Origin of the sequence: Streptomyces rapamycinicus NRRL 5491 (assembly GCF_024298965.1) — a bacterium.
GTDB lineage: Bacteria > Actinomycetota > Actinomycetes > Streptomycetales > Streptomycetaceae > Streptomyces > Streptomyces rapamycinicus.
The window spans coordinates 2,183,996-2,206,965 of the sequence record NZ_CP085193.1 but is presented as its reverse complement, the minus strand read 5'-3'; the positions used below and the strand labels follow the sequence as shown (position 1 = coordinate 2,206,965).

Sequence of the window (22,970 nt, the reverse complement as noted above, 5' to 3'; positions counted from 1 at the left end):
GTGGTTCCCTGCCGGTTGGCTAGGAGGCGGTGCACGAGCCGATGGTGGGGGCCGACCAGTCCCCGTTCGCCATGACCGTGAAGCCGAAGCTGGTGGCCGCTCCGGCGCCCAGGTTGCCGTTGCCGTTGGGCCGCATCGTCATGACCTTGCCGCCGCTGTCCCAGCTGGGAGTGCCGCTCCAGGTGGTGGAGACGGTCTGCGCGGAACGCACGGTCACCGTCACCGTCCAGCCACTGATGGCGGAGGATCCGGCCGTCACCGTCACCTTGCCGTTGAAACGGTCGCCCCACCGCTGCGTCTCGGAGTACGACGCGGTGCACGACTGGCCGCCTCCGCCACCGCCGCCACCGCTGGTGCCGCCCAGCGCGGTGAGCACCGCGGTGTAAGCGGGCTTCTTGGCGTAGTTGTCGTCGAACAGCAGCGGGGTGCCACTGGCGCGCCATGAGTACTTGTCGGTGACCCCCCATACGGTGATGCCGGTGCAGCGGGACACGGCCAGACACGCCTGGGTGACCCGGCGGTAGCTGTCGGCCTGGGCCGAGCCGGAGCCCTCGATGTCCAGCTCGGTGATCTGCACATCGACGCCGAGGTCGGCGAAGCGCTGGAGGTTCTGCTGGTAGTCACCGGGGACCGGGGACTGGCTGTTGAAGTGCGACTGGAAGCCGACGCAGTCGATCGGCACACCGCGCGCCTTGAAGTCCTTCACCATGTTGTAGACGGCGTTGCTCTTCGCGTTCTGGCCGTCGGTGTTGTAGTCGTTGTAGCAGAGCTTGGCACCGGGGTCGGCCGCACGCGCGGTGCGGAACGCCTCCTCGATGAAGCCGTCGCCGAGCTTGTCCTGGAACGGCGAACTGCGCCGCGCACCGCTGTTGCCGTCCTGGAACGCCTCGTTGACCACGTCCCAGGCGTAGATCTTGCCCTGGTAGTGCTGCATCACCTTGGTGATGTGGTTGTTCATCGCCGAGCGCAGCTCGGTGGCGCTCAAACCGCCCACCCAGCCGGGGAGTTGGGAGTGCCAGACCAGGGTGTGGCCGCGGATCTTCATGCCCTTGCCCTGGGCGTGGCCGACGATCTGGTCGGCGCTGCCGAAGTTGAACGAGTTCCGGGAGCTTTCGACGGCGTCCCACTTCATCTCGTTCTCGGGGGTGACGGCGTTGAACTCGGTGTCCAGCGTGCCGGCGTACGGGGATTCGCCGAGGTGGTTGGCGGCCACGGCGGCGCCGAAGTAGCGGCCCTTGGCCGCCGCCGCGCCGCCGAGGGTGCTCGCGGCGCTGGCGGGACCGGACAGGGCCAGGACACCGGCCGCGGTGAGGAGGCCGACGACACCGAGGCTGAACGCCCTTCGGACGCGTAACCGAGGTCGGCGCTCTCCGCGCTCCTGACGGGCCTGACGGGAATCGATGACCATTGCTGTCCCTTCTCCGGGGGCGGGTGGCAGTGGTGTGCCGATGGGCAACGATCGATGCGGAGTATGCTGCGCGGCCGACGCAACGTCAACGCTTCTTCCGGAATGATTCCGGTAGAAACTCTCGCTGATGCTGATGGCGCTTCGGCTTTGATCTGCGACGTTTCAGTGAGCGTACGTGGTCATCGACAGCACAAAGGATCTCACCTCACCAGTCTCCGAAAAGTTTTCGGTGTCGTGATGACGTGTTTTCGGGCGTGCTGCCCGCCACCGTCAGTGACTGCAGTCAGGTGACGGATACCGTCCTCGACCCACCCCGACGAGGATTCTGCTGTGAATCGGACTTCTCATGAGCAAGGCGAATATCCATGCAGCAGATAACCTTGGGCGACGTCACCGTCACACGCGTCGAGGAATACTTCGGATCCGTCGACCTGACGTTCCGGACCTTCTTTCCGGAAAGCTCTGAGGAGCTCTGGGAGGACAACGCTTCCTGGCTCGTCCCGGACTTCTACGACCCGGGCACCGATAACGTGCGCTCCGCGATCCAGACCTGGGTCCTGCGCAGCGAGGGCAAGACCATTCTCGTCGACACCGGGGTGGGCAACCACAAGCACCGGCCCTACGCACCGGTGTGGAGCTATCTGAACACCGACTTCCTGGGGAATCTCGCCAGGGCCGGGGTGCGGCCGGAGGACGTGGACATCGTGGTCAACACCCATCTGCACGTGGACCACGTGGGCTGGAACACCCGTCTCGACGGTCGGCAGTGGGTGCCGACCTTCCCGAACGCCACGTATCTCATCCCCGAGCGTGACTTCGAGTTCTGGAATCCGGAGAATGAGCACAAGCCACTGCTCGGCAGGGGCAATCAGAACGTCTTCGAGGATTCCGTCGCCCCCATCCGGGAAGCGGGCAAGGCGCTGCTGTGGGACGGCAGCCTCGATATCGACGCCAATCTGCGTCTGGAGCTCGCCCCCGGACACACACCGGGATCCTCCGTGCTCGCTCTCGATTCCCGAGGCGATCGCGCGCTCTTCGTGGGGGACCTGCTGCACAGCCCGGTGCAGATCGCGGACCCCGACACCAACAGTTGCTTCTGCGAGGACCCCGCCGAATCCCGCGCCACCCGCCGCCGGGTCCTCGGCCGGGCAGCCGATCGACACGCCCTGGTCTTCCCGGCCCACCTGGGCGGCCACGGCGCCGCCGAGGTACGGCGCGAGGGCGGCACGTTCGCCGTCAAGGAATGGGCAGCCTTCGCACGCCTGTGACCGGCGGCCGGAGCTAACCTGAGGAAGAGACAGACCACGCATGACGAACCACACCACCGCCCCCGTCGTCGCGACCTCCCATGGCGCGGTCCGCGGCCGCCAGGAGGAGCACGCCGCCGTCTTCCGGCACATCCCGTACGCCGCCCCGCCACGTGGCGCGGCCCGGTTCGCCCCGCCCGCACCGCACCCGCCCTGGGACGGTGTCCGGGACGCCACCGCCGCGGGCCCCACGGCACCGCAGCCGAGGCGCGACGCGTTCGGCCGCCTCGACATGTCCCCGTACTTCGGAGAGGGCTGGGTCCCGGGCGAGGACTACCTCGCGGTGAACATCTGGACGCCCGACACCACACGCGACGACCTGCCCGTGATGGTGTTCGTGCACGGCGGCGGCTTCGTGGCCGGGTCCACCCGGTCGGAGCTCTACGACGGCACCGCCTTCGCCCGGGACGGCGTCGTCCTGGTCACCCTCAACTACCGGCTCGGGATACCCGGCTTTCTGCATCTCCCCGACGCCCCCGACAACCGGGGCCTGCTGGATGTGATCGCTGCGCTGCGCTGGGTCGGGGAGAACATCGCGGCCTTCGGGGGCGACCCGTCCCGGGTGACGCTCTTCGGCCAGTCGGCGGGTGCCACCATCGTGGGCGCGGTGGTGGCCGACCCACGGGCCGAAGGGCTCTTCCGGCGGGCGATCATCCAGAGCGGCAGCGGCCTGGGGGCGTTCAGCCGCGCCCAGGCGAGCCGGGTCACCCAGGCCCTGGCCCGTCTCCTGGGGACCGCCGCGACCGCGGAGGCGCTGGCGCCGGTCCCCGACGAGCGCTTCGTCGAGGCCATGCCCCAACTCGCCGGGATCGACCTCACGGCCGACGGGCGCTTCGACCCGCTGATCGGCCTGAGCGCGTTCAGCCTCGTCCTGGACCAGCAGCCGGCCGAGGCCGTGGCCGCCGGACGTGGCGCGGGCATCGATCTGCTGCTCGGCACGACCGCCGAGGAGGGCAACCTCTATCTGGTCCCGTCTGGCCACCTCACATCCTCGACCGAGGAGGACGTCCACACCACGGCGGCACGCTCCCACCCCGCCCCCGAGAAGCTGGTGGAGGTCTACCGCCGGGAACGGCCCGGGGCGTCCCCGGGCGAGCTGCGGGCCGCCATCATGACGGATGCCCTGTTCGGCGCGGGCACCCGGCGGCTCGCGACCGCCCACGCCCAGCACCCCTCGTCGCGTACGCACGTCTACGAGTTCGCGTGGCGGTCGGCGGCGCTGGACGGCCGGCTCGGCGCCTCGCACGTCATGGAGCTGCCGTTCGTGTTCGACCGCACCGGGCCGGCGCGGCTGCACGGTCCCGAGGCGATCCTCGGCCCGGCCGACCCGCCCGCCGAACTCGCCTCCCGGGTCCACTCCACCTGGATCCGGTTCGCGAGGACGGGCGACCCCGGCTGGCCGCCGTACGACGGCGCGCGCAGGACGACCATGCGCATCGCCGAGACATGGACGCAGGTGGCGGACCCCGGCGCCCGGGTGCGGCTGGCCTGGGAATAGCGCCATCACGGGCGCGTCATCACGGGCCCACCACCACGGACGACCCGCACCCCATCCGCTCTCGGCGGCGGATGGGGTTCCGCGGGTCCGATGTGTTTTGGGCCCCGGCAAGGGCTTGACCGGAGGCGAAGTGGCTCCTACATTCCTCACACCCTCGAGGTAGATCGATTAACCACTCGTTAACCGCCTGGTTGGAGACCCCCGCAGTGCACTCACCGCTGACTCGGCGCGGCTTCCTCGCCGCCGGTTCCGGCCTCGCCGCCGCGACCGTCCTGCCCGGCCTTTCCGCCTGCTCCGCACTCACCGGGGCGGACTCCGATCCCGATACGCTCGTGGTGCACAGCCAGCTGGGCACCACCGCGCCGGGATCGCCCACCTACCTCGCGGCCCTCGACCGGTTCCGCAAGGAGAATCCGGGACTCAAGGTCAAGAACCTCATCAACGGCGACGACCTCGCGCAGGTCTACGAGACCTCGCGGCTGGCCCGCAAGGAGCCGGACGTCGTCATGGTCAACCTCTACGACAAGACGCTGGCGTGGACGGACGTCGGCGCCACGGTCGACGTCAAGGGCTATCTGGACGACTGGGGGCTGCGGACGCGGGTGCTCCCGCAGGCGCTCGCCGACTGGACCGACGCCAAGGGCAGGGTGCGCGCCTTCCCCTACTTCGCCACCAACTGGCCGATCGCCTACAACCGGGCCCTGCTGGACCGTGCGGGCGTCGACGCGATACCCACCACGGGCGACGAGCTGATCGCCGCGGCCCGCAAGCTGCGCGCCAAGGGGATCGCGCCCGTGACCGTCGGTGGCAACGACTGGACCGGGCAGAAGCTGCTCGCCCAGATCATCCAGACCTTCCTGACCGAGGACGAGGCCCGGCACACCTACACCACCGGCGACTTCGGCAGCAGGGGCGCCCGGGAGGGCATCGAGTACTTCGTGACGCTGCGGGACGCGGGCGTCTTCGCCGACAAGGCGCAGGGCCTCATCTCGGACACGATGATGACGCAGTTCAACACGCAGGCCGCGGCGATCGAGTCGGCGATGTCCTCGGCGCTGGCCAAGGTGCCGCCGAAGGTGGCCCGGCACACCGAGGTCGGCGGGTGGCCGCTGGCGGATGGCGCCGCGCACGACAAGCCCACCATCCTGCGCACCTACACCCTGATCGGGTTCTGGATCAGCCCGAACGGCACCAAGAAGATCGACACCGTCGAGAAGTTCCTGCGCTTCATGTACCGGCCCGACACCGTCGCCCGGTTCATCAAGGAGAGCGGCCGCGACATGGCGCTCCGCTCCGACACCGTCAGCACCGATTTCCCGCTGGTCGCCGCGGCCCAGCGGCTGGGCTCGACGGTGAGCCAGGCGCTGTTGCCCGACGTGTACGTCCCGCCCGCCGCCGCCCAGCCGCTGATCACCGCCACCAGCACCTCCTTCACCCGCGGCACCAGCGCCGCGAAGGTCCGCGCCACGCTCGAGACCGCGTACCGCTCCGCGTGAACCGCCCGCCCGTTCGCTCATATCCCGAGCCCGACTCCACGGGAGCCACCTCATGACGACGCTGACGTCACCCCCGGGCGGGGCCGCGATCCGCCACCCCGCACCGCCCGCCACCACAGGCCGTACCGGCACACCCAGGCAGGGCGGCACGATCCTCGCCATCCCGGCACTGGTCTGGTACGCGGTCTTCATGATCGGCCCGGTGATCGCCATCTTCGTGATCGCCGCCCTGCACTGGCCGGGCATGCTCCAGCCGGTGTCGTTCGCCGGGCTCGGCAACGTCCGCACCGTCCTGGACGACCCCGTCTTCTGGGACGCGGTGCGCAACACCGCCGTCCAGCTGGCGGTGGCGCTGCCGATCATGATCGTGTGCGCCTATATGCTGGGCTACTACGTGGCGCAGAAGCCGCCCGGACACCGGGTGATCCGCTATCTGCTGTTCATCCCCGGACTGATCTCCACCCCCGCCAAGGCCATGGTGTTCTACGCGGCGCTCTCCCCGGACGGGCTGGCCAACGGCGCGCTCCAGTCGGTGGGGCTCGGTTCGCTCACCGACGCCTGGCTCGCCTCGCCATCCACGGCGCTGGCCTGTCTCATCGCCCTGGACGTGTGGAGCGGGATCGGCTTCACCGCCGTCCTGTTCGCCGCCCGGCTCGACAGCGTCCCCGACGACCTCGGCGAGGCGGCCCAGCTGGACGGGGCCGGGCACTGGCGGACCATGTGGCGCATCCACTTCCCCGTGATCCGCGACTACGTCGGCGTCGTGACCATGCTGCAGTTCCTGTGGACCCTCTTCGGCTCGGCGCAGCACGTGCTGCTGCTCACCCAGGGCGGCCCCGGCAGCTCGTCCACGACGCTGTCGTTCCTCGTCTACCAGAAGGCGTTCATCGCGGCCGACCTGGGCTACAGCCAGACCGTCGGCGTCATCCTCTTCCTGGCCGGGCTCGTCGGACTGCTCGCCATCCGCCGCGCGTTCCGCCAGAACTACTGATCCTAAGGCGGCTCACCATGAAACTCGGCAAGCGCTGGCTGCCCGCACACATCCTGGTGTGGACCTACGCGGTACTGCTGATCGTGCCGCTCTACTACTTCCTCGCCTCCGCGTTCAAGAGCAACGAGGAGATCTTCGCCCATCCCTTCGCACTGCCCGAGTCGTTCGGCTTCGGCAACTTCCGCACCGCCTACGACAGCGCCGACCTGGGCACGGCCGTCGTCAACTCCGCCCTGGTGACGGTCCTCGCCCTGGCGCTGACCCTGCTGCTGGCGCTGCCCGCGGCGTTCGCGCTCGCCCGCTCGACGGGACGGCTCGCCTCGGCGATGGAGCAGGTCTTCTCGCTGGGCTTCCTGATCCCCACGTTCGCGGCGCTCTTCCCCACCTTCCTGCTCGCCGCCGCCACCGGGCTGTTCCACACCCGGCTGTTCATGGTCTTCTTCCTGCCCGCGACGGCGATGCCACTGTCGGTGGTGATCCTGGTGCAGTTCATGCGGACCATCCCCAGGGAGATGGAGGAGGCCGCCCGGATGGACGGGGCGTCCACCTACACGGTGCTGCGCCACATCTACATACCGATGTGCCTGCCCGGCATCGCCACCGTGCTCCTGCTGAACTTCCTCACCTTCTGGAACGAATACCTGTACTCGCTGATCATCATCGGCCCCGATCCCGAACAGCGCACCGTGCAGGTGGCCCTGCCCACTCTCAAGGCCATCACCGGCACCGACTACGGGGTCCTCACCGCCGGTACCGTCCTGACCCTGATCCCCGTATGGGTCGTCTACACGGTGCTCCAGAAGCGCATGCAGCAGGCGCTCATCAACGGGGCGGTCAAGGCGTGAGCGCAACCACCGGTCAAGGAGTGAGCACGACCACCGGTCAGGGAGTGCGCACGACCGCCGCGAAACCCGGACGGCGCCCCACCATCAAACAGGTGGCGGCCGCCGCCGGTGTGTCCACCGCCGCCGTGTCCCAGGCGTTCAACGACAAGGGCCGGCTGTCGGAGGCCACCCGGCAGCGCATCCTCGACACCGCGACGGAGCTCGGCTGGTCGCCGAGCGCGTCCGCCGCCGCCCTGCGCAGCGCCCGCACCCGCACCCTCGCCCTCGTCGTCCGGCGCCCCACCGATGTGCTCGGCGCGGACCCGCACTTCAGCGAGCTGATCACCGGAATCGAGGGCGAACTGGCCCCGCGCGGCTACGGTCTGCTGCTGCACCTGGTGGCCGGGGCCCAGGAGGAGAACGCCCTCTACAAGCGGCTGGCGGCCGAGGGCCGCGTCGACGGCGCCGTCCTGACCGACGCCCGCGCCGACGACCCGCGCCCCGCCCTGCTGGCCCGCCTCGGCCTGCCCGCCGTGCTGCTCGGTCCCCCTGACCGGGCCGCCGCCGTGCCCCGCGTCGGCCTCGGCCACCAGGCCGCCGCCGTCGAGGAGGTCGTCCGCCATCTGCTCGGGCTCGGACACCGGCGGATCGCCTATGTGGCGGGCCCCGCGGACCTGAAGCACACCCGGCTGCGCGGCGGTGTCTTCGAAACCGCCCTCCGGCAGGCGGGCCTGCGGCCCTACGCGGTCCTGCACACCGATTTCACCGAAGTGTCCGCCGTCGCCGCCACCCAGGCCCTGCTGGACGCCGCCGACCGCGCCACCGCGATCGTCTACGCCAACGACTCCATGGCGATGTGCGGTATCGGCGCGGCCCAGCGCGCCGGGCTGCGCGTCCCCGACGATCTGTCGGTCGTCGGCTACGACAACCTGCCGCTCGGCCGCTGGCTGCACCCCCGGCTGACCACGGTGGACCAGCAGGTGCAGCGGGTCGGCGCGGCCGCCGCGCGGCTGCTCCTCGCGCGCTGCGGCGAGGACGTCGAGGAGGCGGCGCTCGACGACCGGCCGCGGCTGGTCGTCCGTGAGTCCACCGGACCCGCCCCTGGCTGACGCCCTCCCGCTGACGCCGAAATCCCGGCCCCGTGCCGGGCCACCCCCCACCCGTACCACCGACATCCGAGAAGGACCATGCGACGCCACAGCGCCCAGCTCACCCACCACCCCGCCGTCCTGCCCTGGCTCGGCGCCAACTTCTGGTCCCGCACCGGCGGGCCCCTGATGTGGCGCGACTACGACCCGAAGACGGTCCGCGCGGAACTGCGGGTGCTGCGCGAGCACGGCCTGACGATGACCCGGTCGTTCTTCTACTGGCCCGACTTCCACCCACAGCCCGACCGCGTGGACGAGACGCTGTGCGAACGCTTCCGCGACTTCCTCGACGCCCACACCGAGACGGGCATGGGCACGGTGCCCACCTTCATCGTCGGCCACATGTCGGGCGAGAACTGGGACCCCGTCTGGCGCGGCGGCCGCGACCTCTACGAGGACGTGTGGATGGTCGGCCGCCAGGCCTGGTTCGTGTCCCAGATGACCCGCCGCTTCAAGGACCACCCGGCGGTCACCGGCTGGCTCATCACCAATGAGATGCCCGGCTACGGCCGCGTCTACCAGGTGGATCCGCCCTCCTCCGAGGTGGTGACCGCCTGGGCGCAGGCCATGTGCAACGCCGTACGGGCGGCCGGCGGCACCCAGCCCGTCTCCCTCGGGGACGGCGCGTGGGGCATCGAGGTCACCGGGCGCGACAACGGCTTCTCACTGCGCGAGACCGCCGAGTACGTGGACTTCGTGGGACCGCACGTCTACCGCTCGGACACCGACCGGCCGCGTCAGCACCTGCGCGCCGCCTTCGAATGCGAACTGGCGTCGGTCACCGGACAGCCCGTCGTCCTGGAGGAGTTCGGGCTCTCCACGGACACCGTGTCCGATCGGAACGCGGCGGTCTACTACCGGCAGACCCTGCACAACTCGCTGCTCGGCGGGGCCACGGGCTGGATGGCCTGGAACAACACCGACTACGACGACCTGTGGGACCGCTCGCCGTACGACCACCACCCCTTCGAGATGCACTTCGGCATCACCGACCACACCGGCGCCCCCAAGGCCCCGCTGCTCGAACTGGCCGCGTTCGCCGAGGTGTTGAAGGCCGTGGACTTCGCACACTGCCGACGCGCCGACGCGGACGCGGCCCTGGTCGTGCCCGCCTTCCTGGAGCGCGGCTACCCCTACAGCAGGCCCGCCGACCGGCCGCTGATCTTCACATCGCTGCATCAGGGCTATGTGGCCACGCGCGCCGCCGACCTGCCGGTGGGCTTCACCCGGGAAGCCGACGGGCTGCCCGGCGACGCGGCCCTGTATCTGCTCCCCGCCACCCGCCAGCTCACCACGCGCACCCGGCGTGAGCTCGAACGCCGCGCCCACGCGGGCGCCACCGTCTACCTCTCGTTCTGCTCCGGCGAGCACCCGGGGACCCGCGGCCCGTGGTTCGACGACCTGGACGGGCTGTTCGGCGTCGAACTGCAGCTGTCCTACGGCGTGGCCGAGCCCATCGAGGACGACGTCCTGGAGATGACGTTCACCGAGGACTTCGGCGGGCTGACGGCCGGGACCTCGCTGCGCTTCCCGGTCGCGGGCAACGAGGACAGCCGGGCGTATCTGCCGGTCGTCCCGCGTGACGCCCGGGTGGTGGCCGTCGACGCCCACGGGCGGCCCGCCCTCCTGGTACGCGACACCGGGCGCGGCCGCACCGTCCTGGCCACCTACCCCCTGGAGCACATGGCCGCCCGCACCGCCCGCGCCAACCCCGAGGAGACCCACCGGCTGTACGCGGCGCTCGCCGACGTGGCCGGGGTCCACCGCCCGGTGACGGTCGACAGCCCCCACGTCGGCGCGGACCTCCTCGTCCACGACGACGGGCGCCGCTTCGTATGGCTGGTCAGCCAGAGCCCCGAGGAGGTCACCGTCCGCCCCGTCGCCGAGGGGACGCTGCGCGACCTGGCGTCCGGCGCGGCGACGGCGGATGTGACCCTCGGCCCGTACGGTGTGCGCGTCCTGGAGCTGACGTGACCGGCCAGCCCTACCGGGACCCCACCGCGCCGGTGGCGGAGCGGGTCCGCGATCTGCTGGGGCGCATGACGCTCAGCGAGAAGGTCGGCCAGGTCAACCAGCGCATGTACGGCTGGCACGCCTACGAGCGCACCGACAGCGGCCACCGGCTCACCGACGCCTTCCGCGCCGAGGTCGCCACGTACGGCGGGATGGGAGCCCTGTACGGGCTCCAGCGGGCCGACGCCTGGTCCGGTGTCGGCTTCGCCGACGGCATCACGGCGGCGGACGGGGCGCGGGTCGCCGATGCCGTACAGCGGCATGTCGTGGAGAACACCCGTCTTGGCATACCCGTGCTGTTCGTGGAGGAGGTTCCGCACGGCCACCAGGCCCTGGACGGCACCGTGCTGCCGGTCAACCTCGCCGTGGGCGCCACCTGGGACCCCGGGCTCTACGAGGCCGCGGTGGCCGCGGTCGGCGCGGAGGTGCGGGCACGCGGTGGCCACGTGGCGCTGGTCTCCGCCCTCGACCTGGTGCGCGACCCGCGCTGGGGCCGCGCGGAGGAGTGCTTCGGCGAGGACCCGTATCTGGCGGCCCGGCTCACCGAGGCGCTGGTGCGGGGGATGCGCACGGCGGACGTGGCCGTGGTGCTCAAGCACTTCGCCGGGCAGGGGGCCACGGTCGGCGGACGCAACAGCGCGGCCACCGAACTGGGCGCGCGTGAACTGCACGAGATCCATCTGGCGGCGGCCCGGGCCGGGATACGCGCCGGTGCGGCCGGGGTGATGGCGGCCTACAACGAATTCGACGGTCTGCCCTGTGTCGCCAGCCGGCCGCTGCTGACCGAACTCCTCCGGGAGCGGCTGGAGTTCGACGGCATCGTCATGGCGGACGGCGGCGCCATCGACCGTCTGGTCCGGCTCACGGGCGACCCGGTGGCCGCGGGCGCCCTGGCCCTCAACGCCGGATGCGACCTGAGCCTCTGGGACGCCTGCTTTCCGCGGCTGGCCGAGGCGGTGGCCCAGGGGCTCGTCGCGGAGCGGACCCTGGACACCGCCGTGGCCCGGGTGCTGGCGCTGAAGTTCCGCCTGGGCCTCTTCGAACGGCCCTACGCACCCGCCGCGGACCGGCCCTCCGACCCGCGTGAGCTGAGCGAACGTGTGGCCCGCGCGTCCATCACACTGCTCGCCAACGACGGGGGCGTGCTGCCGCTGACGCCCTCGGCCCGCCGGATCGCCGTCCTCGGCCCGAACGCCGACTCCATCGCCCAGCAGATCGGCGACTACACCGCGCCACAGCGCCCCGGCTCCCACCACGTCACGATCCTGGACGGCATCCGGTCGGCCGCCCCGCCGGACACCGAGGTCACCTACGGGCCAGGGTGCGAACTGGTCGGCGGCGATCTCTCCGGCGTCCCCGAGGCGGTCGCGCTGGCGGCGGCGGCGGACATCGCGGTGCTCGTCCTGGGCGGGTCCAGCGCCCGATCCGGCGACACCACCTTCGACACCAACGGCGCGGCCGTCGTGAGCTCCGCCAACCCCGCCGGTATGACCTGTGGCGAGGGTGTCGACCTGGCCGAACTACGCTTGCCCGACGGGCAGTTGGCACTCCTGGGCGCGGTGGCGGCCACGGGTGTGCCGGTCGTCGTGGTCCTCGTCCAGGGGCGTCCGCACGCCCTGCCCGACCTCTCGGAGAAGGCCGCGGCGGTGCTGAGCGCCTGGTACCCGGGTCCGTGGGGCGGCCGGGCCGTCGCCGACGTACTGTTCGGCGCGGCCGGGCCCCAGGGGCGGCTGCCGGTGTCCATCCCCAGGTCGGCCGCGCAGCTACCGGTGTTCTACAACGCCAAGGACCACCGGTACCGCGGCTATGTGGACCAGCCCGCCACCGCCCGCTACGCCTTCGGCCACGGACTGTCGTACACCACGGTCGGCTACGCGCCGCCACGGCTCTCGCGCGCCCGCCTCGCCCCGGACGACCCGACCCTCGTCTGCCGGGTCACCGTGCGCAACACGGGTGAGCGGCCGGTGCGCGAGACGGTCCAGCTCTACGTGCGCCGGCTGTCGGGCGGCCACTCGTGGCCCCGCGTCCGCGAGCTCCGCGGCTTCGTCCGCCTCGATCTGCGGCCGGGGGAGGAGGCCGACGCCGTGTTCGCGATCGACGCCGACACCCTCGCCTCCGTCACCCGGGACCTGGGCCTCGCCGTCGAACCCGGCGAACTGCTGCTGGAAACCGGGCCCTCGTCCGGCGAAACGCAGGGGGCACGGCTGGTGATCGAGCCGCCGGGCTGATCGCACGCCGTCTGGACGGTTATGTGATGGGCCGTCAGTATGGTGCCCGGGCGCGCCGGGTCCGGCGGAGCCGCGTTCGGGCACCATCGCTCACCCACGGGAAGGCCGCATGCCGACCAGGAGAACACTCGGGTACCTGACGGGAATCGCGTCGATCCTCGCCCTGCTGGCCACGGCGCCGGGACCGGTCGCCACCGCCCAGCAGCCCGCCGCGCCGACGGCCCCCGCCACCTCTGCCACGGCCGACTACGCCACCGCCCCCACGGCCGACACCTGGCAGCCGCCGCTGTCGACCCGCGGCCGGTACATCGTGGACGCCAAGGGCGACCGCTTCCGGCTCAAGTCGGCCAACTGGGACGGTGCGCAGGGCTCGTGGACGGGGAGCGGCAGTGTCGACGACCCCGCCAACCACCACTCCGGGCAGAACTCCTCCGGCATCCCCCTCGGCCTGGACCGGGTTCCCCTGCCGACGCTGCTCGCCGACTTCCATCGGCTCGGCGTCAACAGCATCCGGCTGCCGTTCTCCAACGAGATGATCCACGCCACCGCGACCGTCTCGGACAGCGCCGTGGCCGCCAACACCCAACTGCGCGGAAAGACACCCCTACAGGTCTTCGACGCCGTGGTGTCCGCTCTCAGCCGGGACGGCTTCGCCGTCATCCTCAACAACCACACCAACACCACCCGGTGGTGCTGCGGCATCGACGGCAACGAACGGTGGAACAGCGGCCAGTCCACGCAAGCGTGGATCGACGACTGGGTCTTCATGGCACGCCGCTACGCCGTCGAACCACGCGTCGTGGGCGCCGACCTCTACAACGAGGTGCGCCGCGATGTCCTGGACGACCCCAACTGGGGTCTCGGCGATGAGCACGACTGGTACACCGCCGCGCAGCGCGCCGCCGACCGCATCCTCACCGAGGCCGACCCCGACCTCCTCATCGTGATCGAGGGCATCAACTGGACCGGCATTCCGGTGGACGGGCTGCCGCATGAGCGCCCCACCCTGGCCCCCGCACGCACCCTCTCGCACACCCTCGTCAACACCCACAAGCTGGTGTACTCGGCCCACTTCTACGGATACACCGGCCCGCGCCACAGCGGCGCCACCGGCGTCGGCGAGACACACGACCCCCGGTACCAGGACCTCAGCCGGGATGAGCTGTATCGAATCCTCACCGACCAGGCGTTCTTCGTCGCCGAGGACAGTGGGCGGCACTACACGGCGCCCGTGTGGATCAGCGAGTTCGGCATCGGATCGGCCGAGGCGGGCGCCGCGCCGCGGGCCTGGTTCACCAACATCACCGACTACTTCGCCGACCATGACGCCGACTTCGCCTACTGGCCACTCGTGGGATGGGAACGCCACGACAACTGGGCGCTGCTGCGCTACGACTCCACGGGCCGCAGATTCGGAATCCTCGACCAGGGCGACTGGCGCGGTACGGCGTGGCAGCGGCTGATGACCGCGCCCGAACACACCGGTCCCGTCGACCGCGTCCCGGCCTGGCGCATGCTCGTCACCGACCACGGCGACCATGTGCAGTCGCTGATCGAGCGGGGCCGGGGCGACTGGGATCAGGGCGCCTACAAGGCGGCCTGCCCCGACGGGCTTCGGCTGATCGGCCTCAGCCACACCGCCGGACGCGGACTGTGCACCGACACCGGCGCCGACGATCCGCGCGCCCCCGGTACCGCCCATACGGTCGTCACGGATGAACGGTACGTACCCGCAGGTGGCGACTGGGCCTCCGGCTACACCAAGTTCCAGTGCCCCTCGGACCAGTTCCTCATCGGCTACAGCCGCCGCGGCAGCCGGGTGTCCGCCGCGCTGTGCGCTCCGGCCCGCACCCCATTGGGCGCGACGGGACGTACGGTCTGGTTCGACCGCTCCGACAACCGGCCCGCCGACGCCGCAGGTGGCGATTTCGCCCACGGCGCCTACAAGGGCCAGTGCGCGGACGGCGAGTACGCCGCCGGTATCGCCTTCACCACGCGGGTGGGCAGCTCCGGCGGCCCGGACGCGCTACTGTGCCGCCGCCTGTCCTGAGCCGTCCGCCGTCCCGCGCCGCCACCTGCCCCTGAGCCGCCAGTCGCCCCGCGACCCTTGCCCGGATCTGACGGTCCGTCATATTCTGAAGCGGTGCGCGCAGCCGTTGTCGCACGACACCCGCTCAACCGGATCAGGAGTTACGGGGTGGAGCCGCACACCACACCCGGGGCCGCGCCGAAAGTACGTGCCCGCGCGGTGACCCGCACCTTCGGGCACGGAGCCCGGCAGGTGCACGCCCTCGGACCACTCGACATGGACATTCGACACGGGGAGTTCTGCTGCATCGTCGGCCCGTCCGGCTGCGGCAAGTCCACGTTCCTGCGCATCGTCGCCGGACTCGCCCGCCCCAGCGGTGGCGAGGTCGAGATTCGCGCGCGTCGCCGGCACCCGGCCGCGATGATCCCGCAGGACTACGGCATCTACGACTGGAAGACCGTGCTGGCCAACGTCCGCTTCGGACTCGATGTGCGGCGTGTGCCACGCAAGGCCGCCGACGCGCGGGCCAGGGACTGGCTGGCCCGGCTCGGTCTCTCCGACTTCGCCGACGCCTACCCGGCCACCTTGTCGGGCGGGATGCGGCAGCGGGTGGCGATCGCCCGCGCGCTCGCGGTGGAGCCGGAGGTGCTGCTCCTGGACGAACCGTTCGCCGCGCTCGACGCCCAGTTGCGCACCATCCTCCAGGACGAGCTGCTCGCGGTGTGCCAGGCGACCCGTACCACCGCGCTGTTCGTCACCCACAGTCTGGAGGAGGCGATCGTGCTCGGGGACCGGGTGGTGGTGATGTCGGCCAGACCCGGCAGGGTGATCGCCGAACGGCACCCGCCGTTCGAACGCCCGCGCACCGGGGCGATGCGCCACGCTCCGCAGTTCGCCGCCCTGCGGTCCGAGCTGTGGGAACTCCTGCGCGACGAGGTCCAGCGGGGCGGGGCCGGTGCCGCCGCTCCGGCGGACCCGGTGGGGAAGCCCTCATGAAGGGCGAGAACACCGCGGCCTCGGCCCCGGCCGCGCGGCCCGGTGAACCCCTCGGCGAAGGTGGACAGGATGCCGGGTCCGGCGAGACGACGCTGCTGGTGCGGCGCCCCGGACCGGGGGAGCGCGATCCGGTCCGCGCCCACCGGCGTCGCCGCGCCATCGAACTCTCCCTCGCCCTCGCCGTGCCCGCCGCGCTGATCCTGCTGTGGCAGCTCGCCGCGGATCAGCGCTGGATCGACTCGCGTATCTACCCCGCGCCGTCCACGATCGCGGCGGACGGCTGGCAGCGCGCCGCCGACGGCAAGCTGTGGCCTGACGTATGGGCCACGCTCAAGCGGGTGATCGCCGGATACGCTCTCGGCACCGCCGCGGGCTATCTCTTCGGGCTGCTGATGGGCGCGCTGCGGATGGTCCGCGCGGCCCTGGAACCGTTGCTCGACGCCCTGTACGTCGTGCCCAAGCTCGCACTGCTCCCCGTGTTCCTCAACATGTTCGGCCTCGGCGAGGGACCGCAGATCGCGCTCGTCGCGACCACCGTCTTCTTCTTCGTGTGGATCTCCACGATGGCCGCCGTGATGGGCGTCGCCGAGGGCCACCGGGAGGCCGGACAGGTATTCGGCGCCGGCCCCTGGCAGATGTTCCGCCATGTCCTGCTGCCCGCCTCGCTGCCGCAGGTCCTCGTCGGCATGCGGGTCGCGGCCGGAGTGGCCGTCCTCGTCATCGTCGCCTCCGAGCAGATCGCCGCGAACGACGGCCTCGGCCACCTCATCTTCGACTCGCGGACCCTGTTCCAGAACGACGTGATGTTCGTCGGCATCGTCTGCGTGGCCGTGCTCGGCGTGGTCTTCTCCGAACTCGTCCGGTTCATCGGCCGCCGGCTCACCCCCTGGGCGCCGCGGGACCGCGGCCGGCCCCAGTCCTGACCCCCACCTCGGCTCCGACCCCCGGCCCCCGGAAGGCGGCACCCATGGCCCGGAAGGCGGCACCCATGGCACGGACTCCCTCCCTCGCCCGCGCCCTGCTCACGGGCGTGACCCTGCTGGGCGTCCTCGGCTCCCTCGCCGCCTGCGACGCGCAGACCTCGGACTCGGCGGGCCCGGGCAAGCGGAGCAAGCCCCGCCCGATCACCCCCGTCGCGGGCTGTGCCAAGGGCTGGACCGACCCCTCCGACACGTCCGCCGCCCGCAGGCCCGCCCGTTGCGCGCCCGGCGCGCCCGCGCCGAAGCCGCTGCAGAAGAGGACGAAGGTCGTCGTCTCCGCCTCCACGCTGACCGCCGAGTATCTGGCACCCCTGCGGATCGGCGTGGCGAAGGGCGAGTTCAGCAAGGAGAAGCTCGACGTCGAAGTGAAGCTGCTGCCCACCCCGGACGCGCTTCCGCTGCTCGCCAAGGGCGATATCGACGTCCAGTACGCGGCGCCGGAGGCCGCCGTGCTCAACGGCATCCGGCAGGGGTTCGACATTCGCTGGGTCGCCGGCAACTTCACGCCCGCGCCCGGCTCCAAGAGCGGATTCTGGGCCAGGCTGCGGCCGGGGGAAACGGCGGGCGGGGTCAGCCTCAAGGACCGTACGGTCGGCACCCTCATCGGCAAGGGCTCGGTCATCACGTACCCGATGGAGGAGGTGCTCTCCGCACACAAGGCCGACGTGGACAGCGTCCGCTTCCAGCAGCTCGGCCCGGCCGAGGTCCTCGCCTCACTGAAGAACGGCGGAGTGGACGCGGCCTGGCTGCTCGACCCGGTGTGGCGCCAGGTGGACGGCGACGCGGGCTACGCCTTCCTCGGCGGTCAGCCGAAGGGCGAACCGCTCGGCGGGCTCCTGTTCGGACCCGATCTGCTGACCGGTGACCCGGACGCGGGGGTGGCGTTCCTGCGCGCCTACATCCGCACCGTCAACACCTACTTCGCCGGGGACTACAAGAAGGACAAGGCATTCCTCGACGACCTCGGCGACGTGCTCAAGACCGAGCCGGACACGCTGGCCGCCGTGCCGTCGCTGCGCATGGACTGGGAGATTCGCGCGGGCACCGTGGACCGCCTGCAGAAGGCGTACGCCACCGCCGGGGTGGTCGAGGGCGACCCCCTGCCCGAGGACCGGGTCGTGGACCGCTCGTTCTACGCGGAGGCGGTCGGCCACAAGCCTTAGCCCGCTCCACGCTCTAACTGTGCTGTCCGGAGAAGTTGGTGACGCTGTTCAGCCCGCCGAACGGCCGCTAGTGTGGCCTGCGCCGTAGCGGGCCGACTCTCGCTCCGTGCCGCGCGTCAGATGCCGTGTGGCTTCCCCCACACGGACCCCGCGGCCCGGCCGGAATGGCCCAGCTGTCGCACTAAGGACATCGAAATGCACTTTCCCGCCTCCGCGCCGTCCGAGCTGGAGTCCCTGGCGGTCGAGCCGCTGATGACACGGGACTTCGAGACCCGGCCCGCCGCGGTCTACGCACGCCTGCGGGCCCGGTACGGGCCGGTGGCACCCGTCGATCTGCACGGGGTGCCGGTCTGGCTGGTGCTCGGCTACCGCGAGGTGTGGGAGGTGCTGCGCGACGAGAGCGCGTGGAAGAAGGACGTCCAGAACTGGCGGTGGCTGCGCGAGGGCCGGGTGCCGTCCGACTGGCCGCATCTGCCCGGCTACCAGGTCAGCCATCTGCTGGTCCAGGACGACCAGCGGCACAAGGCGACACGCGCCGCCGTGGAGGGGGCACTCGCCCCCTTCCAGGACTCCGACACGCCCCAGTCCTGGGAGTTGGCGAACGCCGTTTCCCGCCACGCCGACGAGCTGATCACCTTCTTCGCGGACGGCAGCGAGAGCGGATGGGTGGACCTCGGCGCGCAGTTCGCGCGGGCGCTGCCGCTGATGGCCGTCAACCGGCTGTTCGGCTTCCCCGTCGAACAGGGCGACGACGTGTTCATGGACTCGTGGCGCATGGTGGACGGCGGCCCGGACGCCGCGGCCGCCGTGGGCCGACTCGTGGCCGCGACGTCCGAACTCGCCGCGTACAAGAGGCAGCACCCCGGTGACGACCTGACCACCCGGCTGCTCGCCGTCGAGCCCCCGCTGACGGTTGAGCAGATCGGCCTGGAGCTGTACGCGATCATCGTCATCCTGTCGGAGCTGGTCAGCCACGCCATCACCAACAGCGTGCTGGAGGTGCTGGCCGGGGAGTCCGGGACGCGGGCCGGGCTGATGGCGGGGCCGGTCGAGGAGCTGGTCAACCGCGTGCACATCGCCTCGCCGCCGTGGGTCAACCTCACCTTCCGCTTCCCCGCGGTCGACACCGACCTGGGGGACTTCCGGCTCGCCGCGGGCGATGTGGTGGTGCCCTCCATCGCCGCCGCGCACGGCGATCCGATGTTCGCCCCGCCCGGCAGCCAGGACGCGTCGGTGAGTTCGCGCGCCCATCTGGCCTGGGGCGCGGGGCCGCACCAGTGCCCGGGCCGGGGGCTCGCCGACATGATCGTCACCACGGCGGTGGGCAAGCTGTTCGAGCGCTGTGACTTCGAACTGGGTCTGCCCGTGGACCAGTTGCCGTGGCGCTCGTCCACACATGTACGCGGCCTGAAGTCCTTCCCGGTCCGGTACCGGATGCGGACGGGGCAGGCCCCGATGCCCCCGGCCGCCGGAGCCGCGGCGCCCCCGCCGCTGCCGGAGCCCGCGCCATCCGCCCACACGACGCCAGCTCCCGCCCAGCCGGAACGGCCCCGCTCCGCGCTCTGGCGCTTCCTGGCGAGCCTGCGCCGAGGCTAGGGGGTATGTCCGCGGACGGACCATGCCGCCTGCGGCGAGCGATTCCCCTCCCCGCCCCTTCCCAAAACCGGGACTCCGCCCCAGCCCCCGAAACCGGGCCTCCGCCCCAGCCCCCGAAACCGGGACTCCGCCCCGGACCCCGGCTCGGGGCTTCGCCTGAGGCTCCGGCGCGGGGCTGCGCCCGAGGCCCCGGTGAGGGGCTTCGCCCGAGACCCGGGAGCGGGTCTTCGCCTCAGCCCCCGGCCCGGGGCTCCGGCGTGGGGCTTCGCCCCAGGCCTCGGGCTGGGGCTCCGCTTCGGGCCTCGGGTCGGAGGCCCCAGCGAGGGGCTTCGCCTGAGGCTCCGGCGCGGGGCTTCGCTCCAGGCTCCGGCGCGGGCTTCGCCCCAGCCCCCGGCCCGGGGCTCCGGCGCGGGGCTCCGCTCCAGGCCCCGGCCCAGGGCTTCGCCCCTTCCCGCGGCATCGGTATGCGGCTTCGCCGCGTGGCGGGGCTCCGGCCCGGGGGCCGGGGTCCAGGGGCGGAGCCTCTGGTATCGGGAAGGGGCGGGGAGGGGAAAGCCCTCGGTGTGCGGCTCCGCCGCGCGGTCCGCCGGGCACCCCGGGGCCCCCGGGCCCAAGCTCGGCGCGTAAGCCCCTTGCGCGGGGTCACCGGCCTGTAGTGCGCTGACCCTCATGAGGGTCATGAGGAGCATGAGGGTCATGAGGAAGCCGAGCCTTGCCACGCTGGTCGCCGCCCTGGTGGCGGGCTCCCTCTGCGCGGGCGCACCGCAACCGCGGGCCGAGGCCGCCGATACCGGCGGTGGCATCCCGTCGCCGTCGGCCGCTTCCCCCACCGAACTCGGCTTCGACCTCGACACGGTGACGATCCCGCAACTCCAGACGCGGATGGCGAACGGTTCGCTGACCTCGGCCGCCCTGACCATCGCCTATCTGCGGCGGATCAAGGCCATCGACCCCACGATCCACGCGGTGCTGCGCACCGACCCCACCGCCCTGCGGCAGGCGGCCGCCAGCGACGCCAGGCACCGCGACGGCCACACCCGTGGCCCGCTCGACGGCATCCCCGTCCTCCTCAAGGACAATGTGAACACCCGCGACCTGCCCACGACCGCCGGTTCGCTGGCGCTGGCCGGAAGTCCGCCGGACGCGGACGCCGCCCTGGTGACGCGGCTGCGCCACGCGGGGGCGGTGATCCTCGGCAAGACCAACCTGTCCGAGTGGGCCAACTTCCGTGCTGCCAAGCCGACTTCGGGGTGGTCGGCGGTGGGCGGGCAGACCAGCAACCCCTACGTACTGGACCGGAATCCCTGCGGGTCGTCCGCCGGTTCGGGCGCCGCGCTCGCCGCGTCGCTTGCGCAGGTTGCGATCGGCACCGAGACCGACGGCTCCATCGTGTGCCCGGCCGGGATGAACGGGGTGGTCGGCCACAAGCCCAGCCTCGGCCTCGTCAGCCAGTCCGGAGTGGTCCCGATCTCCGCCGAGCAGGACACCGCGGGGCCGATGGCGCGCAATGTGATCGACACCGCGCTCACCTTCTCGGTGCTCAGCGACACCGCACTCCCAGGCGATCCCGCCGCCCTTCCGAAGACGTCCGGTCTGCGCGGCAAGCGCATCGGCCTGTGGCGGCTGCCCTCGCTCGGGCCCGAGGTGGACGCCGTGATGACCCGTACCGCGAAGCGACTGCGTACGGCGGGGGCCGAGGTCGTCGAGGTGACACCGCCGTACCAGGACCGGCTGGCCGAGCTGGAGTTCCCCGCGCTGCTGAGCGAGTTCCACCGGGACATCGACGCCTACCTCGCCACCCGCAAGGGCCCGCGAGACCTCGCCGAGCTGATCGAATTCAACCGCGCCCACCCGGCGGAGCAGAGCTGCTTCGCGGGCCAGGAGCTGTTCGAGCAGGCGCTTGCCGCGCCTCCCACCACCGACCCCGAATACCGGGCCATGCGCGCCGAGTTGAAGGACCTTTCGCGGCGTTCCCTCGACGAGACCATGGCCACCCATCGACTGGACGCCATCGCCTCGCCGACGAACCCGCCCGCCTGGACCACCGACTGCGCACGCGGCGACAATGATGTGATCCCGTCCTCGACCCCCGCGGCGGTGGCCGGATACCCGTCCCTGTCGGTGCCCGCCGGGTTCGTGGACGAGCTGCCCGTGGGTGTGCTCCTGATGGCCGGTGACCGCAAGGACACCGAACTGCTGTCGCTGGGCGCCGCGGTGGAGCGCCGGCTTCACGCCTGGCGAGCGCCGCGCTACCTGCCGTCAGCGCAAACCGACGCCTCCCGGTGACCGGCCCATCGGAACGTCTGCCGCAAAAGCCACAGATACTCGCGCTAGTGTGCGCGCGTGAACCTTCATGTCGTCATAGGATTCGGGCCCGCGGGGGCGGCCACTGCTCGGCTGCTCGCCGAAAGAGGCCATACGGTACGTGTCATCACCAGGTCGGGCCGCAGCCCGGAACCGGGTATCGAGCATGTCGCGCTGGACGCGACGGACAGTGAGCGACTGACCGAGGCCGTGCGGGGCGCGGTCGCCCTCTACAGCTGCGGCGCACCGCCCTACCACCGCTGGGCGAGTGAATGGCCGTCCCTGGCCTCGTCGCTCCGCGCGACCGCCGAGGCCACCGGGGCGGTCCTGGTCATGCTGGGTAACCTCTACGGGTACGGCCCGGTGGACGGCCCCATGACCGAGGAGCTGCCGCTCGCCGCCACCGGCACCAAGGGGCGGGTGCGCGCCGCCGGGTGGGAGCAGGCGCGAGCCCTCCATGAGCAGGGCCGTATCAAGGCGGTCGAGGTGCGGGCGTCGGACTTCTTCGGGCCCGGGGTCACCGACGGCGGACACCTTGCCGGGCGGGTCGTGCCGGCTGTGCTGCGCGGCAAGTCGGTCTCCTCGCTCGGGGACCCCGACACCCCGCACAGCTGGAGCTATATCCCCGACGTGGCCGCCGCCCTGGCCGAGGTGGCGGGCGAGGAGCGGGCCTGGGGGCGGGCCTGGCACGTGCCGACGGCGCCCGCGCTGTCCACCCGCGAGATGGTCGACCGCCTCGCCACCGAGGCGGAGACCGGGCCGGTCGCGGTGCGCAGGCTGCCGTCGGCCGTGCTGGGACTCGCGTCGCTGGTCTCCCCGCTGCTCCGCGAACTGAAGGAGGTCCGGTACCAGTTCGACCGGCCCTTCATCATGGACGCGAGTGCCTACGAAGCCGAGTTCGCGGTGCGCGCCACCCCCGTCGACGAGCAGGTCAAGGCGACGGTGGAGTGGTGGCGCGAGCGACTGGCCACCGCCCGGTGACGGCCGTG

General features: G+C 71.7%; 16 protein-coding genes. 15 read left to right on the top strand and 1 reads right to left on the bottom strand.

The window, feature by feature from the left end; all coding sequences use genetic code 11:
- Positions 1 to 19: 19 nt before the first annotated feature.
- Complete coding sequence (locus tag LIV37_RS09135) at positions 20 to 1,408, bottom strand: glycoside hydrolase family 10 protein (protein WP_020866823.1); 1,389 nt, start codon at positions 1,406 to 1,408, stop codon at positions 20 to 22.
- Between the two features lie 365 nt (positions 1,409 to 1,773).
- Here LIV37_RS09135 and LIV37_RS09130 point away from each other — a divergent pair, with 365 nt between their 5' ends.
- The 15 genes from LIV37_RS09130 to LIV37_RS09060 all read left to right on the top strand — a co-directional run bounded on the left by LIV37_RS09130 (position 1,774) and on the right by LIV37_RS09060 (position 22,962).
- Positions 1,774 to 2,676: an MBL fold metallo-hydrolase gene (locus LIV37_RS09130; protein ID WP_020866822.1), complete on the top strand. Its 903-nt coding sequence runs from the start codon at positions 1,774 to 1,776 to the stop codon at positions 2,674 to 2,676.
- A 40-nt stretch (positions 2,677 to 2,716) separates the two neighbouring features.
- On the top strand, positions 2,717 to 4,213 hold the full coding sequence (locus tag LIV37_RS09125; RefSeq protein WP_020866821.1) for a carboxylesterase/lipase family protein: 1,497 nt from the start codon (positions 2,717 to 2,719) through the stop codon (positions 4,211 to 4,213).
- A gap of 206 nt (positions 4,214 to 4,419) precedes the next feature.
- Positions 4,420 to 5,709, top strand: a complete 1,290-nt coding sequence (locus LIV37_RS09120; protein WP_020866820.1) for an ABC transporter substrate-binding protein — start codon at positions 4,420 to 4,422, stop codon at positions 5,707 to 5,709.
- Positions 5,710 to 5,761: 52 nt separating this feature from the next.
- Positions 5,762 to 6,700, top strand: a complete 939-nt coding sequence (locus LIV37_RS09115) for a carbohydrate ABC transporter permease (protein WP_020866819.1) — start codon at positions 5,762 to 5,764, stop codon at positions 6,698 to 6,700.
- Between the two features lie 17 nt (positions 6,701 to 6,717).
- Positions 6,718 to 7,545 (top strand): carbohydrate ABC transporter permease, encoded by an 828-nt coding sequence (locus LIV37_RS09110; RefSeq protein ID WP_020866818.1) that lies wholly within the window; start codon positions 6,718 to 6,720, stop codon positions 7,543 to 7,545.
- A 20-nt stretch (positions 7,546 to 7,565) separates the two neighbouring features.
- Entirely contained in the window at positions 7,566 to 8,633 is a 1,068-nt protein-coding gene (locus LIV37_RS09105; RefSeq protein WP_243146375.1) for a LacI family DNA-binding transcriptional regulator, read from the top strand.
- Positions 8,634 to 8,711: 78 nt separating this feature from the next.
- On the top strand, positions 8,712 to 10,646 hold the full coding sequence (locus LIV37_RS09100) for a cellulase family glycosylhydrolase (protein WP_020866816.1): 1,935 nt from the start codon (positions 8,712 to 8,714) through the stop codon (positions 10,644 to 10,646).
- Positions 10,643 to 12,913, top strand: coding sequence for a glycoside hydrolase family 3 N-terminal domain-containing protein (locus tag LIV37_RS09095; protein ID WP_020866815.1), 2,271 nt, complete (start codon positions 10,643 to 10,645; stop codon positions 12,911 to 12,913). Before LIV37_RS09100 ends, LIV37_RS09095 begins: the two co-directional genes overlap by 4 nt.
- Positions 12,914 to 13,022: 109 nt before the next feature.
- A complete protein-coding gene (locus tag LIV37_RS09090) occupies positions 13,023 to 14,963 on the top strand; it encodes a glycoside hydrolase family 5 protein (RefSeq protein WP_020866814.1) in 1,941 nt (646 codons plus the stop codon).
- 147 nt (positions 14,964 to 15,110) lie between these two features.
- On the top strand, positions 15,111 to 15,938 hold the full coding sequence (locus LIV37_RS09085; protein WP_020866813.1) for an ABC transporter ATP-binding protein: 828 nt from the start codon (positions 15,111 to 15,113) through the stop codon (positions 15,936 to 15,938).
- On the top strand, positions 15,935 to 16,861 hold the full coding sequence (locus LIV37_RS09080; protein ID WP_020866812.1) for an ABC transporter permease: 927 nt from the start codon (positions 15,935 to 15,937) through the stop codon (positions 16,859 to 16,861). The genes LIV37_RS09085 and LIV37_RS09080 overlap by 4 nt, the downstream gene beginning before the upstream one ends.
- A gap of 65 nt (positions 16,862 to 16,926) precedes the next feature.
- A complete protein-coding gene (locus LIV37_RS09075) occupies positions 16,927 to 18,081 on the top strand; it encodes an ABC transporter substrate-binding protein (protein ID WP_121826147.1) in 1,155 nt (384 codons plus the stop codon).
- Between the two features lie 195 nt (positions 18,082 to 18,276).
- Entirely contained in the window at positions 18,277 to 19,677 is a 1,401-nt protein-coding gene (locus tag LIV37_RS09070) for a cytochrome P450 (RefSeq protein WP_020866810.1), read from the top strand.
- Between the two features lie 696 nt (positions 19,678 to 20,373).
- Positions 20,374 to 21,963 carry an amidase family protein gene (locus LIV37_RS09065; RefSeq protein ID WP_020866809.1) on the top strand — a complete coding sequence of 530 codons (1,590 nt, stop codon included), beginning with the start codon at positions 20,374 to 20,376 and terminating at the stop codon, positions 21,961 to 21,963.
- A gap of 57 nt (positions 21,964 to 22,020) precedes the next feature.
- Positions 22,021 to 22,962 (top strand): NAD-dependent epimerase/dehydratase family protein, encoded by a 942-nt coding sequence (locus tag LIV37_RS09060; protein ID WP_020866808.1) that lies wholly within the window; start codon positions 22,021 to 22,023, stop codon positions 22,960 to 22,962.
- Positions 22,963 to 22,970: the final 8 nt, after the last annotated feature.